This is a genomic window from Nostoc flagelliforme FACHB-838 (assembly GCF_014698065.1).
In the GTDB taxonomy this organism is placed as follows: Bacteria; Cyanobacteriota; Cyanobacteriia; order Cyanobacteriales; family Nostocaceae; genus Nostoc; species Nostoc flagelliforme_B.
The window spans coordinates 85,416-99,876 of sequence record NZ_JACJSI010000002.1; the positions used below are offsets into that span (position 1 = coordinate 85,416).

Genomic DNA, 14,461 nt, shown 5'->3' on the forward strand with positions numbered 1-14,461 from the left:
AGTGTTGCAAGGCGTGGGGCTATTATGGCTCGCTATACCTGTTCATTTATTGTTTCTGTTCCTAGTGAACATCTCCAGCCGTTACTTGTAGAACTTCTACAGGATTGTCAGTTGGATATTCAATACCACACGGCTGAGTACATTATTGGCCGTGAGGTTCCTGGCAATGTTGCTTTTCCTAAATTGGTGACAGTAGAAGTACTGATTGATAAATCAAAATCTACTGAAACGGAAACCCGGATGACTATTGTGATTAAAAATGAAGAATTACCGCTCTACCTAGATAATTACTGCCGACAAATGTTTGAATTAATCAAGCAGGCTATTGAAAGTAGCCGCCATTGGCATTTAATTGAAAGTCTTGCAGGATAGCTTTGGTGATTTAATTACACTCCCACGGCTTGAAGTTGTGGGAATGTCAGATTGTGATTGGTAGTTAAGATTCACTCTTCCATATCCTCTAAATCCTCGGCCATACCGGGGTTTATTAGTGTAATGTCGTATTCACTCGAATCCGTTTGTCCCAAACGCTGAGTGTTTCTTAAAAGGTAATAAATGGCACGTACTTGAGGGCCAAAAACGATCTCGTCTTCATTTCTGAGATCGTGGGCTGGTATCTTGCGTCCATTAATCATTAAACCATTGGAACTAGGCTTACCTTTAGCATCGCCATCTACAATTCGATAATAGTAGCTATGACTATTATGCTCTCGTGGCAATCTTACTAATGTGGCATGGCGGCGGGAGACAAACTGCGACATTAAACGGATATTACATTCGCGATCTCTACCGATAGAGTAGACGGGGTGCTCCAGAGAAAATTCTTTGCGACCTTGATCGTCTTCAATAATCAGTAGATGGTTTTCATTGGTTTCTGCTGCCATTGACAAATCGGTGAAACTGTGATTTTTTACTTAAAATTTTTTTAGTATCGTATCCTGCTATTTTCGCGCACCATAAGTTTGTGGTGGTGATCTAAATAAGCTTTAAAATTGCATAATACCTTGAAAGAGTAGAACATGGCCGTTCTACTCCAGTAGCTAGATAGCTTTGTCAAATGTCTGAAGAAGCTTTGTGGGCTACCTAAAACCTGACGGGGCGACTCAGTTTAACTTGAGATAGGAATAACCAAGATTTATGCTTGGAAATTTTAGGTGTAAAAAAGTATTCTACGAGTGATGAGCTAATCGCCGTAATAATATTGAGTTTGTGACGACGCTAACAGAGCTAAAAGCCATTAATGCAGCAGCACCAGATGGGTTAAGGACAAAACCCAGGCTAGGGAACAAAACGCCTGCTGCTAAAGGTATCCCAACTGTATTATATGCAAAAGCCCAGAATAAATTTTGGCGGATTTTGTTGAAAGTAGCGCGACTAAGCTGAATAGATTCGACGACATCGTTTAAGCGATCGCGCATTAAGACAATTTCAGCAGTTTCCATTGCCACATCTGTCCCGGAGTGTAAAGCAATTCCCACATCTGCCTGGGATAAAGCTGGAGCATCGTTGATTCCATCTCCTACCATTGCGACTACTGAGTGGGGAGTTACTTTTGTCCCTTCTAACTGGAGAGACTGTATTGCAGCCGCTTTTTTGGCTGGGGGAACACCTGCTATGACATCAGCACTATCTAATCCTAGTTGTTTGGCTATGGCATTAGCTGCTTCTTGACGATCGCCACTGAGCAGCATTACCCGTAAGCCCATCTGACGTAACTTGTCTACGGTGGATTGAGCATCTGGTCTGAGGGTATCAGAAACAGCAATTAACCCGGCTAAAGTTCCCCCAACTGCTACGCAAACGACTGTTTTACCATCTGTTGCCAAATCCTGTGCTACCTGTTGTGCAGTTTCGTTAATAGCAATGCCGTGCCAACTCAACCAGTCCCAGTTACCCAACAATACAACTTTGCCCTCTACGACAGCAGACACTCCTAGTCCTGGTTCGGTGTGAAAGTCCACAGCCTCTGGAATAGATAACTGTTGCTGCTCTGCTTCTTGCTGAATCGCTTTTGCTAGGGGGTGGTGAGTACCGCTTTCTACGGCTGCTGCTAGTTGGATGAGGGAGTAGGGAGTAGGGAGTGGGGAGTGGGGTTCCTTACTCCCCATTTCCTCAATTAACAGACAATCTGTAACGATGGGATTACCTGTGGTCAAAGTGCCGGTTTTATCAAAGACTATGGTGTTTAACTGGTGTACTTTTTCTAAAACGTCGCCGCCTTTGATTAACAGACCCCGTTCTGCGCCCATAGCAGTCCCGACAAGAATGGCTGTTGGTGTGGCAAGCCCTAAAGCACAGGGACAGGCGACTACCATAACTGCGATCGCTAGTTTTAAACTAATTAATAAAGGGGAGTGGGGAGTTTCATGTGTAGCATGGCTCATCATTTCCATCCCACCAGACATGCTGACATCAGCCCAGATGTGAGTACCGAAAAAGTACCAAAAGACAAATGTTAATACAGATGCTGTCAGCACCCCGTAGGTAAAGTAACCAGCTACTGTATCTGCTAATTTCTGTACTGGGGCTTTTCGAGTTTGGGCGGCTTCTACTAGGGCGACAATTCGAGCTAAAGTTGTATCACTTCCAGTACGGGTTGTTTGAATAGCGATCGCTCCTGACTGGTTTAGCGTCCCTCCTGTCACCATATCGCCTGGTTGCTTGATTACTGGCACGGCTTCCCCAGTCAACATGGATTCATCCACCGTTGTTTTACCAACCACCACTTCACCATCGACAGGAATTTTATCACCTGGCAGTACTTGTACCCATTCACCAACACGTACCTGTTCAGCGGGAATCTCTACGCTAGAAGATCCCATTCCTCCTTTCTCTGGTTTGGCAATCAATCGTGCTACCTGTGGCTGGAGTGCTAGTAATTTCCTAAATGCGGCAGCAGCACGACCTCTAGCTTGTTGCTCTAATGTCCTTCCTAAGAGAATAAAGCCCAGCATCATTACTGGTTCGTCAAAGAAGCACTCCCAACCCATTTTGGGAAAGAGCAGCGCTACTAAACTAGCAACGTAGGCTGTCAGCGTTCCTAATCCCACCAGGGTGTTCATGTTAGGCGCATTTCGCCGCCAGCCCAGCCAGCCATCTACTATAATCGGGCGGCCGGGAATTAATAGGGCTACTGTCGCCAATCCACAGTGAAACCAGATGTTATTTAGCACTGGTAGCACTGAGCTACCAAGATTACCAAAATGTCCACTTCCCGACAATAATAGTAAGATCGCAGCGATCGCTAACTGCCTAACAGAAGAGCGCATTTCTTGGCGTTGTCGTTCTGCTGGGTCTGGTAAGGTAGATATCTCGCCTGCTACTGTACCATTAGGTTTTCGGGATTGAGTCGGGAATCCAACGGCTGTTAATCTCTGTGCTAGTGCATCTGCATCTACCGCACCAGTTTCTGACTCTACAACCGCTACCTCTGTGGCCAGGTTCACACAGGCACTCTTAACTCCTGGATGTTGGGTTAGCTGTCGCTCTACTGCATTCACACACCCCGCACACTTCATACCCCCAACATCGAGAATAATTTTCTCTAGGATTGGGTCAAATTCTGGGGCTAGCTTAGTTTTTGGGACAAGTTGCATGGCAAGTGTTTAGATTCGCTACAGAAATTCAACGCCTGAGTAAAAGCGTCTCTAATTTGAGCGTAGGCGAAATATGGAACTACGACTGTATGTCAACCCTATTAAATTTCTTAATTTTTCGTATCTCGCTAAGGGTCAATGACGGCTCCAGCGTAAATAAGTCACATAAATAATAGCTACTACTTGCATCGGCATGATCGCAATCAGGCTTTTTAAGAAATAGTTGATTTCCAAATGAGACATAACGCTGAAATACCCTATGCCCAACAAGAAAAATATTACCCAGTTAAGCTGTTTAGGTTTGAAAATGAGCATATCAATAAATCAGAAGTCAGAATACAGAATTCTCTACCCATAAAGGGATAGAAGTTTAAGCGAGAATATTTAATACTAGTTTTGCCCACTAGGGGCGAAAGCGCGTAGTAGGATAAAGTACGGTTTTATACCATTTTTTCCAAATAAGGCAACAAATATAAATCAGGAAAGTTTTGCTGCATTTAAGTTTCTTAATTGCGAATTGCGAATTGGTATTAACCAATATTCAGACGCTCTCACCAGACGCGCAAGGGACACGGACTCGTTGGCGCAGCCTAAGAAGAGAAGAGGCTACGCTATCACCCACTCGTACAGGATTCATACTGAATTCTGACTTGTGAGTTGTGAATTCTTCTTATAAAAAGAAATATAATCTGTCTCCAGCATGAACTGGCTTCTTACACTAGAACCAGCCCTGCTTATTCACAAAGTAGGTATTTACAAATTCTTCAGGGGGCTTATTCAAGTAAATCATGCCTTCAATTAAGCCTACAAGTAGCATAATTAACAAGGCAATACCGTAGGTAAAAGAACCTCCGACTACAGAAATCACCAACATGATAAAGCCTTCTGGAGCGTATCCTAGAATAAATTTATGAACCCCAAATCCTCCAAGGATAATGGCACAGTAACCAGCTAGAAGTTGTTTGGTAGGGTGACTGGGGTTGAGATTTGACATAGTGCTACTCCTTGATAAGTAAGGTATAAAAATAAAGTTTTTATTGTAATCAAAGCAAATACATTTACTTGCTTAATACATATATTTTTAATTTTTTAAGTACAAGTAAGCCCCAAGATAAGTAGCCAAAATCAGCGTACTTCTATTCCAGAGGGTACGTTAAAATGTCTTCCAGCTATGCCGGAAAATCTGGCGCTCCTTAATAACCTTTGGTAGATTTGACGATCGCAAACCCTAGTGTGGCAATTTTGCAGATTTTTAAGTAAGACATTTCTCTTGAGAGAAATGAACCTCAAGAATAAGCGAAAACTGCTACACCACTTTTTACAAGTCCATCAGTATTATTTCCGGATTTTTTTGCATAAGCGTAGCCTGTCGTAGACATCCCTTCCACGAGGCATGAAACGCCATCGCACCAATGAGGAGATATAACTAGTTAATTGTTCTTACTTATGCAGATAAAATCAGATATTCATTCTTTTGGCAACAGTAATTTAATGGTGCTAATTACTACCTAAGACAAATAGACTTAATAATGTACCACTATTCCAGAGGCTGTGAAGGAGCATGGGAGCAAGGAGGTTGCGCGATCGCGTGTAAACTACTCCTAAGACAATCCCCAATGCAGTCAGGGGAAGAATTTCTGACAAGCTGAGGTGAGCGATCGCAAACAACAAACTACTAATCAGAATCGCTCCCCACACGGGTAAGTAGCGAGTCAGAGAGGGTAACAAAAAGCCGCGAAACAGAATCTCTTCAAAAAATGGAGCTGCGATCGCAGCTGTGGAGAAAAATATGCCAAGTGCTATACCGTCTTGGCTTTCCAGCGCTAGTTGCAACAGGGGGTTACTACCACCCTGTCCTTGCCATAGCTGTTGATTAATCAAAGATACCACCACAACTATAGGTAAAGCCGCGCAATAGCCTCCCAGTCCCCACAAAAACCACTTATCTTGAAAATGGAAGCGAAACCAAAATTCTGGTAATGGAAAAAAGCGCTTGAGAGAAAAATACAGGACTAACAGCGCACCCGATGCTACCAGTAAGTAACTCACTAGAACATAAAAAGCCTGAAGTCGCACATCACCCACAGGACGAGGAATGGGGAGCAGCGATAGCAATATAGGGACAAAAATTTGCCCCATGAAGAAAAAGCCGACGATAAAAACCTGTAAAATCGTTTCACCATCCCAAGGTGTTGACCAAGGGACATCAGCATTTTGAGCTAGTAACGAGGTTTTTCCTTTTAACAAGCGTTGAGCAAATAAGAAAATCAGCAGTATTAGACCAATTAAAGCTGCCAAGGTGGGGATAGTGCCAATAACTGCTAATTTGATCACCGCTTGAGCAGCAGATTCTTGTTGTGCAGCTTTAACTGCTGATAAAGCGTCTTGTCGTTGCTGGAGTTGGTATAGCTGAACCAAAGCAGTAGAGCGAAACCAACCTTCTAAATTCTTCTGAATCCGTTCTTGAGAATTTTGGAGCAGACGGGGAGGATTGCTCCACAGTCCACTCAATACATCTGCGGTTTCTCCAAACTCTGGATTGATATCTGAGCGTTGTTGTAATTCGCTCCAAGTTTTGAGGGCTGTATCCGTTTTTCCTTGCTGTGCTTGTAAAATTCCCAGGCGCAAGTCTAATTCCGCCTGTAATTTTTGGAGTTGCTTGAGGGATTGCTGTAATTGTTGCTGTCCCTGTTTAGAAGTTTTAGTAGTGGGAGGAACATCCGGTAAAGGTTTCGGAGGTATGGGAGTTATTTCAGTTTGAGAGTGTAACTGTGTAAGTTTATTGTTAACTTTGTCTAAATTAGCTGCAACTGATTGACGCGCCTCTTGATACTGCTTTGTGGCGCCCTCCAGGGGTTGCTCACCAAGTATCGCTTCCTGAACCGCCTGGAGATTGTCATCGCTGCTGTCTTCTGATTGCCAAGCTTGGGCTTGTAGAGCAATATTGGTTTGGTATAGTTCTAGGCGACTTTGGAACTGAGGTTCTTGCCAACTACTGAATAAAGCCGAAACTGCCAACAGAACTGCTATCGGCGTCAGTATAAAAATTAAAACTAATCGCTTGAGTGTCATCTATCCCTCTTTTACTAGCCAATGGAGAGCGCGTCCCCCTTGGGAATTATCGCAATAAAAAGTCAGAGGTGGATAGATATCATCAATATTATAAGTTTGCAATATGTGTTGTGGGAAGAAAAGGTGATGCCGATTATGGCATTAGAAGTTGTTTCTCACAGACGGCGTGGAGAATATACCAGCAAAAAGAAACTTTATACTGAGATGGAGATTTTGTATTATGTTGTCTACAATCCCCAACGTCGGAGAAAACCACCTTTAGAAGTTTATCGCTTTATAAATGGTGAATATGTATTGCAGCCAGGAAATCTCGTTTGGTTATCAGAGATAGGTTTAGCAATTGGTTATGAACGGGGGACTTATCAGGGAATTACGCGGGATTAGTTGTATTGGTATGACAAACAAGGAGTCAGATATTTAACACCAGAAGAACGAGCTACAGCAGCCGAAGAACGCGCTACCACTGCTGAACAACGCGCTAAAAGACTGGCAGAAGAATTGCGAAGGTTGGGGATAGATCCAGATTCCTTGAGTTGATTTTGTGGGGTGCGATCGCTTTTATTAACTAATAGTTCATTGAGATAAACCTAGTCTTTGCTTCACGGATTGCCATGTTGAACCTTGATTTTTATGGCAATGCATCTCCAAGCGTCTATCTAATTCTTGTTTTTGCTCATCATTGAGAGGAAGTTTATCCGGTGTGGTAAGAATGCTGTCCCATAAGTCCTCGGCAAGCTGTATACGTTCAGATACACTTAGTTCGGAAATATTGACTTTTAATATGGGGTGCATAGTTGTTATTAATGTACTTGCTCAATATAATCTTATTTTAGATTATAAATTACTTGTCTTATTACCAATAAAGTAAAGCATCAATTTTATCTGATTCGGGAAATGTTCTAGAACACTGATTCAGTATTCCGAGTTATGACGAAAAAGCCCGGTTTGTTTGGGTTGCCACAAGGAAAAGTTGGTTTTAAAAGGCGTAAAAATTGGATGTCTCAGTCTCGTTTTTTATTACTGAATCGGTGTTCTAGCAGCTAGTCCCTGTTTGCTCAAAGCTATCCTAGCTTGCTTATAGGAATCTTTTTTGCGTAGCATTAGCATTTGCACAATCAATTTTATATGTTATGACAGATTTGATTGAGTTGTCAGACATAAAATGTATCCTTGTTTTTTATTTAGTTTTTATTTGCTTGGAAATACTACGTCTGCCACCTCAATTTTTCTATAAATTTTGACTAAGAGAGCAGATTGATGAAAATTACTCCCAATAAAATTTTATATATAAATCTTGGGCCAGGTAACAAATGGCGTAAAGATTGCATTTATACAGATAATACTATTCGTTTAGGACACATAGAAGTATCTCATCAACTTTGTCTTGAGTGTAAGTCAAAGAATCAATGGAGTGAAGCTGACCAAGAATTAAATAAATATTTTGATAATAAAAAAATCACACGTCGTCGTAAGGAAATTAGCAATTTCTATTCATCTGATGAAAATACTTTATGGATAACTCATTTTGAAGACAAATTGTGGTGGTGTTTTGCAAATACTAATATAACTCAACGAATAGATAATACAAAAGAGCGTGCTGTTATAGGCAAATGGAATTGTAATAATATTTTAGGTGAGCCTTTAGAATTAAAATATTTTAATAAAAAGCTTCAAAAACCTAATTGCAATCAAACTATTTGTTGCAAAAAAGAAGATGAAATTAAAGAAATTTTAGAAAAAATTAATACAATAGAGTATCAACAAATCAAAAATAATATTTTTGAGCATGAGCCACATTTAGAGAATGAAAGGGAGGAAGTTATTATACAAAGAATAAAAAGGGATCAAGAGATAATATTAAACATTAAAAATAAATACAATAATTGCTGCCAATTTGAAAATTGTGGATTTACATTTTCAAAAAACAATGGAGGTTTTTATTCGGAAGGACATCATTTAATTCCTTTATCTCAAGAAGGTTCGCAAAACGAAAATAATGTTGTTATTTTATGCCCCAATCATCATAGAATGCTACATTATGCCCAAGTAGAACCAATTAAAGATAAAGAGAACAATAAACGTCTTGTAAAAATTAATGGGAAGGATTATTTCATAATTTATAAATAACTATCTTATTTTCTCCTTGACCCAAGCGCGAAAAGATTTGAGCAAAGCAATTTCACCTATACATTTACTCTGCTCAATAAATCTGCTTATCTCACTCACTGAAACTATAGGAAAGGCAATACTAAACTTACACTCGACATATTGCCCTTCTATCAACTGATAAAACTTTAAATTTTGCCCATCATATCTCCAAAGTTCAGTTACACCCAACGCTGAATAAATCCCCAATTTGTTAACTGAACTACTGGTAATGTCAATCTCAATTGCTAAGTCAGGCGGCGGGTCATTTTCTAAATCTAAAGTTTGCTTACCCCTAATAGCTAGTTCATTCTGGATATAGTAGCAAGTATCTGGTTCTATTCCCCGCTTTAATATTTTCCGCTTCAATGTTGTTGAACCAGCACTTCTCACTTCAATTCCTAATTCTTCAGCTAAAGCAATAATAAAATTACCAAAATTACTTTTGGAGTTTTCATGTTCAAAAAGTGGAGTCATGATTTCTAAAACACCGCAGTCATAAGCAAACCGAGAGCCTCTATCTTCACCTGTATCTTTCAACAAGGCTTCAAAGGTTTCCCAGCTAATGTTATGTAGCACTGTTCTTTGTTCACCAACCTTTGACTTGACAAGCATATTAAAATAATTCGTAATTCGTAATTTGTAATTCGTAATTAATTCATAATTTTAAGCTATCTTCCCCTGCACCCAGGCGCGAAAGGATTGCACCAAATTAATTTCATCCATAGTTTTACTTTGCTGGATAAATCTATTCATATCACTAACAGAAATTAAAGGGAAAGCGATACTCGACTGAATTTCAATATATTTGCTTGCTACTAGTTGATAAAATTTTAAAACTTCACCGTCATATCTCCATAATTCTGCTACACCTAAAGCCGCATAAATATTAAGCTTATTAACAGAGCTGCTAGTAATATCAATTTCAACTGCTAAATCCGGTGCTGGGTCTATTTTTAAATCTAATTCTTGCTTACCTCTAATTGCTGGCTCATTTTGAATATAATAGCAAGTATCGGGTTCTATTCCCTTTGTTATTGTTTTACGTTTTAATGTTGTAGAACCAGCACTTCTAATTTTAGTTTTTAATTCCACTGCTAAAGCGAATATCAATCGGTCAAACTGAATTTTAGGATTTTCGTGTTCAAAAAGTGGAGTCATGATTTCTAAAACACCGCAGTCGTAAGCAAACCTTGAGCCTCTGTCCTCACCTGTATCTCTCAGCAAGGCTTCAAAGGTTTCCCAGCTAACGTTGTGTAGGACTGTTCTTTGTTCCGCAGGCGTTGACTTGACAAGCATATTAAAATAATTCGTAATTCGTAATTCGTAATTCGTAATTAAGATTTGTAACTGGGATTTAGACCCTTGCCACAAAACTTAAGGAATCCCTAGAATTAGTTAAAATACTTATTCTGTCAGGATGTTAGATAAAATCCCGATAATTTTACCTATATCATTAATATAATACTCGCTCAAGTCAATTTCCATCACTTGTCCCATGAGCTTCAAAAATTTCCAGGTAGTTCCAGTGGTGACAGTTCCATAAATTGCCTGAATGTTATTACCCTCACGTTCATTAAACAATTTAGCTGCTAACATCTCTGCTACACACTGACCTAATCCTGCATTGATATTTTCTTTCTTAGCTTCTACAATTGTGACGACTGGTGCGTTCAGAATTAGTAACTCTGGTGAACGGCTAATAATAAAATCGCAATTTCCATTTAAACCTTGTGCCGAATCAACTGTAAAATCGATACCAGAAAATAAACTTATTTGATTATTTAAATATTTCCTTACAGCAATTAAAATAGGCGCAATAATCATCTCTGAACGTGATTTTTCAGTATTACTAGCAAGAGCTAAAGGTACATTTTCCCGCAATACTTCTGCAAGTAATGGTGGGCACTCTACTTCATGTACAGATGCAAATATATCAGTTTTATCAGAAATAGTTAAGCCAAAGGTTTTTCTAACTCTATCTAAAGTAAAGTCACTGTATGACACTTTAGTTGCTCCTGTAAATACATTCCACATAATTAAATTGTGCCAACTATTAGCAAGATATGTTGCTGATATTTGGCACAATCACTATCTGAATATTTTGTAACTTTAAGCAAGGAAACCTGCAAAAAAGTCGAGAGTTTCTTTCAGTGCTTTGATGAAAATATCAATTTCCTCGCGGGTGTTATAGAAAGATAGACTTGCTCGTGCGGTTGCAGCAAGACCTAAATAACGGTGTAATGGTTGTGTGCAGTGGTGTCCAGAACGGATAGCAACACCTTCTTGATCTAATAATGTAGATAAGTCGTTAGCGTGAACTTCCCCGGCGGTGAATGACGCAAGAGCAGCTCTACCTTCACCTTTTACATTTGGTTTGGGGCCGTAAATTCTAATTTGGGGAATTTGCTCTAATTGTTGGAACAAATAAGCGGTTAATTCTGCTTCGTAGGCGTGGATTTTATCCATGCCGATACTGCTAAGATAATCGATCGCAGCACCAAGTGCGATCGCTTCCCCAATTGCAGGTGTCCCAGCTTCAAATTTATGCGGTAATTCTGCATAAGTGGAATGGTCTAAATACACCTCTGCAATCATCTCACCACCACCAAAAAAGGGTGGCATTGATTCTAACAATTCTAACTTGCCATATAGAAATCCTATCCCAGTTGGAGCGCACATTTTATGACCGGAAGCTACCAACCAATCACAATCTATTTTCTGTACATCCACAGGCAAATGGGGAACACTTTGGCAAGCGTCAACTAAAAATTTAGCACCGTATTTGTGAGCGATCGCACCAATTTCTTCAACTGGATTAATGCAACCCAAAGCATTAGAAATATGCACCACCGACACTAACTTTGTTTTTTCAGAAATCAGCTTTTTAAACTGTTCCAAATCAAAAGTTTCTTCTGGTGTTAATTCTACAAATTTAAGTACTGCACCCGTTTTTTGCGCCACCAATTGCCAAGGCACAATATTACTGTGGTGTTCCATCACCGACAGAATAATTTCATCCCCAGGCTGCAAATTATTCATTCCCCAGCTATAAGCTATTAGGTTAATCGCCTCACTTGCGTTGCGGGTGTAGACAATTTCTTGACGCGATGCAGCATTAATGAATTTGGCAACTTTATCTCTAGCACCTTCATAAGCATCAGTAGCTTTAGCACTCAGAGAATGGGCACCTCGATGCACGTTAGCATTATATTGCTCGTAATAATCCCGTAGGGTATTTAATACGAATAAAGGCTTTTGCGATGTCGCGGCATTATCGAGATAAACCAAGGGTTTCTCATTGACTTCCTGATGCAAGATCGGGAAGTCAGCGCGAACTTTATCAGCAAGGGTTTTGGTAGGAGTAAAAGTCATTGGTAGATTAGTTATTACTCATTAGTCAGGGACTTGAGATTATTCACTGTGTTTAAAAGGATTTCTCGCAGAGAGGGAATCGGTATTTGGTTGATAACTTCAGCAGCGAAGGCGTTAATTAACAACTTCCGAGCATCGTTTTCATCAATTCCCCGACTTTGCAGATAGAATATTTCGTCATCTTCTAATTGGCTAACAGTAGCACCGTGAGCGCATTTGACATTATCGGCAGTAATTTCCAATTGGGGTTTGGTATCAACTCTGGCTTTCGACGATAGCAGCAAATTGCGATTCAACTGGGATGCATTTGTTAACTGCGCTGGTTTGGGTACAAAAACTTTACCATTGAACACCGCATGAGCGCGATCGCCTACAATACATTTATGCAATTGGTCACTTGTACCGTGGGGATAGTTGAGTGCGATCGCACTGTGAGTATCAGACAATTGCTTACCAGAAATTATCGTCAACCCATTGAGAGTAGTTTGTGTCTGCTCGCCAGTTTGCAAAATCTCCAAATTGTGCCGCGACAACTTTGCACCTAAAGTTATGGCATGACAAGTATATCGACTATCACGAGCTTGGGTTACAGCAGTTTTACCTATATGAAAATCGGCCAGATACTCGCATTGAATGCGAGTGTGATTTACCTGAGCATTCTCTCCCAGCCAAATTTCCGTTACTGCGTTAGTAAAGCCAACAAATTCTGGTGTGGTATTCTCTACAAAATTGCCTACAAGACCTGAAGGAGTTGTATACTCTTCAACTAAAATAAGACTGCTTCCAGCCTCAGCTACTACCAAACAACGCGGTAAAGAAAAAATTGAAGGTTCAGCCACAGTTACGAACTGTAAATGAATTGGCGTTTCCACTTCTACATTTTTGGAAACCCACACTACCGCTACATCATTTATGCCAGCAGTATTGAGCGCGGTAAATACTTCTTGCGCTCCTTCTGTTTGAGCTAAATACTGTTTTAAATGCTCACGATTATCCGCAGACAAGCTAGCTAAATTACTCACCTTAACGCCAGGTGGTAAGTTGGCAATTGCAGATAAAGTAGGTGCAAATTTGCCATTAACAAACACTAAACGACTTTTTAGTGCTTCTGGCAGCGATAAAGGTGTACCCTCTGCATTTGATATCTCGCCTGGCTGAAAATTAAATTGAATTTGCCGCAGAGACGACAAATCAGTAAATCGCCATTCTTCCTCGCGGGTAGTCGGGATAATCGAGTGGCGTACCCAATTAGCAGCACTTTGGCGTAATTCCTGTAGCCACCCTTCTGTTTTTGTTGCCGTTACTTGATTTAACAATCCCGTTAGATAATCATCTCTATCTAACATCGATATCAAACTGACTGCATTTGAATTAGGTATTGGGCTAGGAAATACTTGAATATTCATTACACACCCACCTCAGCAGCTGCAAATTCTTCTAGCACCCAGTCATAACCGCGAGACTCTAATTGCAGCGCCAGTTCTTTACCACCACTCGTAATAATCTGCCCTTGTGCCATCACATGGACAAAATCTGGCACAATATAATCGAGTAATCGTTGGTAGTGGGTAATCAAAATTGTAGAATTTTCTGGAGTTGCCAGTTGATTTACCCCATTCGCCACAATTCTGAGCGCGTCAATATCTAAACCCGAGTCAGTTTCATCCAAAATTCCTAACTTTGGTTCCAGCAACGCCATTTGCAGAATTTCATTCCGCTTTTTTTCACCACCAGAAAACCCTTCATTCAAACTCCGACTGAGAAAACTGGGATTCATCTTCACCACATCCAGCTTTTCCTCAATCAAATCGTCAAAATCAAAAGCGTCTATTTCTTCTAAACCTTGCGCCTTCCGACGAGAATTGTATGCCACCCGCAAGAAATCCAAATTGCTCACACCCGGAATTTCTAACGGATACTGAAACGCCAAAAATACACCACTTCTGGCGCGTTCCTCCGGCTCCAACTCCAACAAATTTTGCCCTTGAAAAATCACCTCACCGCCAGTCACCTCATACGCCGGATGCCCAGCCAACACCTTAGAAAAAGTACTCTTACCAGAACCATTCGGCCCCATAATCGCATGAATTTCACCCGATCGCACCTCAAGATTCACACCTTTCAAAATCGGTGTCCCATCAACATTAGCCGTCAGATTCCGTACTGACAGCACAACTTCACTATTTTCAATAATCATCTTCTCTCCCTTCTCTTTCTCTGCGCTCTCTGCGCCTCTGCGGTTCGTCATTCTTCCAAAAGATAAACACAGAACG

13 protein-coding genes and 1 pseudogene are annotated in these 14,461 nt (G+C 40.5%); 3 read left to right on the plus strand and 11 right to left on the minus strand.

What is annotated here, in order from left to right:
- Nucleotides 1–24 precede the first annotated feature (24 nt).
- Nucleotides 25–372, plus strand: a complete 348-nt coding sequence (locus tag H6G97_RS01555) for a hypothetical protein (RefSeq protein ID WP_190938980.1) — start codon at nt 25–27, stop codon at nt 370–372.
- A 71-nt stretch (nt 373–443) separates the two neighbouring features.
- On the opposite strand, the gene H6G97_RS01560 is transcribed toward H6G97_RS01555, so the two are convergent.
- The 4 genes from H6G97_RS01560 to H6G97_RS01575 form a co-directional block, all read right to left on the minus strand.
- Nucleotides 444–884: an FHA domain-containing protein gene (locus H6G97_RS01560; RefSeq protein WP_190938981.1), complete on the minus strand. Its 441-nt coding sequence runs from the start codon at nt 882–884 to the stop codon at nt 444–446.
- A gap of 285 nt (nt 885–1,169) precedes the next feature.
- Nucleotides 1,170–3,596, minus strand: a complete 2,427-nt coding sequence (locus H6G97_RS01565; RefSeq protein ID WP_190938982.1) for a heavy metal translocating P-type ATPase — start codon at nt 3,594–3,596, stop codon at nt 1,170–1,172.
- A gap of 718 nt (nt 3,597–4,314) precedes the next feature.
- Nucleotides 4,315–4,590 (minus strand): TM2 domain-containing protein, encoded by a 276-nt coding sequence (locus H6G97_RS01570; RefSeq protein ID WP_100900662.1) that lies wholly within the window; start codon nt 4,588–4,590, stop codon nt 4,315–4,317.
- Nucleotides 4,591–5,093: 503 nt separating this feature from the next.
- Nucleotides 5,094–6,668 carry a CPBP family intramembrane glutamic endopeptidase gene (locus H6G97_RS01575; RefSeq protein WP_190938983.1) on the minus strand — a complete coding sequence of 525 codons (1,575 nt, stop codon included), beginning with the start codon at nt 6,666–6,668 and terminating at the stop codon, nt 5,094–5,096.
- Between the two features lie 96 nt (nt 6,669–6,764).
- Between H6G97_RS01575 and H6G97_RS01580 the strand changes: the two are divergent.
- Nucleotides 6,765–7,205, plus strand: a pseudogene (locus H6G97_RS01580) (Uma2 family endonuclease); the annotation flags it as partial.
- Between the two features lie 36 nt (nt 7,206–7,241).
- Here H6G97_RS01580 and H6G97_RS01585 read toward each other — a convergent pair.
- The gene (locus H6G97_RS01585; protein ID WP_190938984.1) at nt 7,242–7,460 is read right to left on the minus strand and encodes an addiction module protein; all 219 of its coding nucleotides are present in this window, start codon (nt 7,458–7,460) and stop codon (nt 7,242–7,244) included.
- Between the two features lie 465 nt (nt 7,461–7,925).
- Here H6G97_RS01585 and H6G97_RS01590 point away from each other — a divergent pair, with 465 nt between their 5' ends.
- The gene (locus H6G97_RS01590) at nt 7,926–8,795 is read left to right on the plus strand and encodes an HNH endonuclease (RefSeq protein ID WP_190938985.1); all 870 of its coding nucleotides are present in this window, start codon (nt 7,926–7,928) and stop codon (nt 8,793–8,795) included.
- Here H6G97_RS01590 and H6G97_RS01595 read toward each other — a convergent pair whose 3' ends face one another.
- The 6 genes from H6G97_RS01595 to sufC all read right to left on the minus strand — a co-directional run bounded on the left by H6G97_RS01595 (nt 8,796) and on the right by sufC (nt 14,385).
- The gene (locus H6G97_RS01595; protein ID WP_190938986.1) at nt 8,796–9,428 is read right to left on the minus strand and encodes a Uma2 family endonuclease; all 633 of its coding nucleotides are present in this window, start codon (nt 9,426–9,428) and stop codon (nt 8,796–8,798) included. It abuts the gene before it with no gap.
- Nucleotides 9,429–9,479: 51 nt separating this feature from the next.
- Nucleotides 9,480–10,112: a Uma2 family endonuclease gene (locus tag H6G97_RS01600; RefSeq protein ID WP_190939065.1), complete on the minus strand. Its 633-nt coding sequence runs from the start codon at nt 10,110–10,112 to the stop codon at nt 9,480–9,482.
- Nucleotides 10,113–10,220: 108 nt separating this feature from the next.
- The gene (locus tag H6G97_RS01605; protein ID WP_190939066.1) at nt 10,221–10,820 is read right to left on the minus strand and encodes a hypothetical protein; all 600 of its coding nucleotides are present in this window, start codon (nt 10,818–10,820) and stop codon (nt 10,221–10,223) included.
- 105 nt (nt 10,821–10,925) lie between these two features.
- Nucleotides 10,926–12,188 (minus strand): cysteine desulfurase, encoded by a 1,263-nt coding sequence (locus H6G97_RS01610; protein ID WP_190938987.1) that lies wholly within the window; start codon nt 12,186–12,188, stop codon nt 10,926–10,928.
- Nucleotides 12,189–12,202: 14 nt separating this feature from the next.
- Nucleotides 12,203–13,594, minus strand: a complete 1,392-nt coding sequence (sufD, locus tag H6G97_RS01615; RefSeq protein WP_190938988.1) for a Fe-S cluster assembly protein SufD — start codon at nt 13,592–13,594, stop codon at nt 12,203–12,205.
- Nucleotides 13,594–14,385 (minus strand): Fe-S cluster assembly ATPase SufC, encoded by a 792-nt coding sequence (gene sufC / locus H6G97_RS01620; RefSeq protein ID WP_190939067.1) that lies wholly within the window; start codon nt 14,383–14,385, stop codon nt 13,594–13,596. The genes sufD and sufC overlap by 1 nt, the downstream gene beginning before the upstream one ends.
- Nucleotides 14,386–14,461 lie beyond the last annotated feature (76 nt).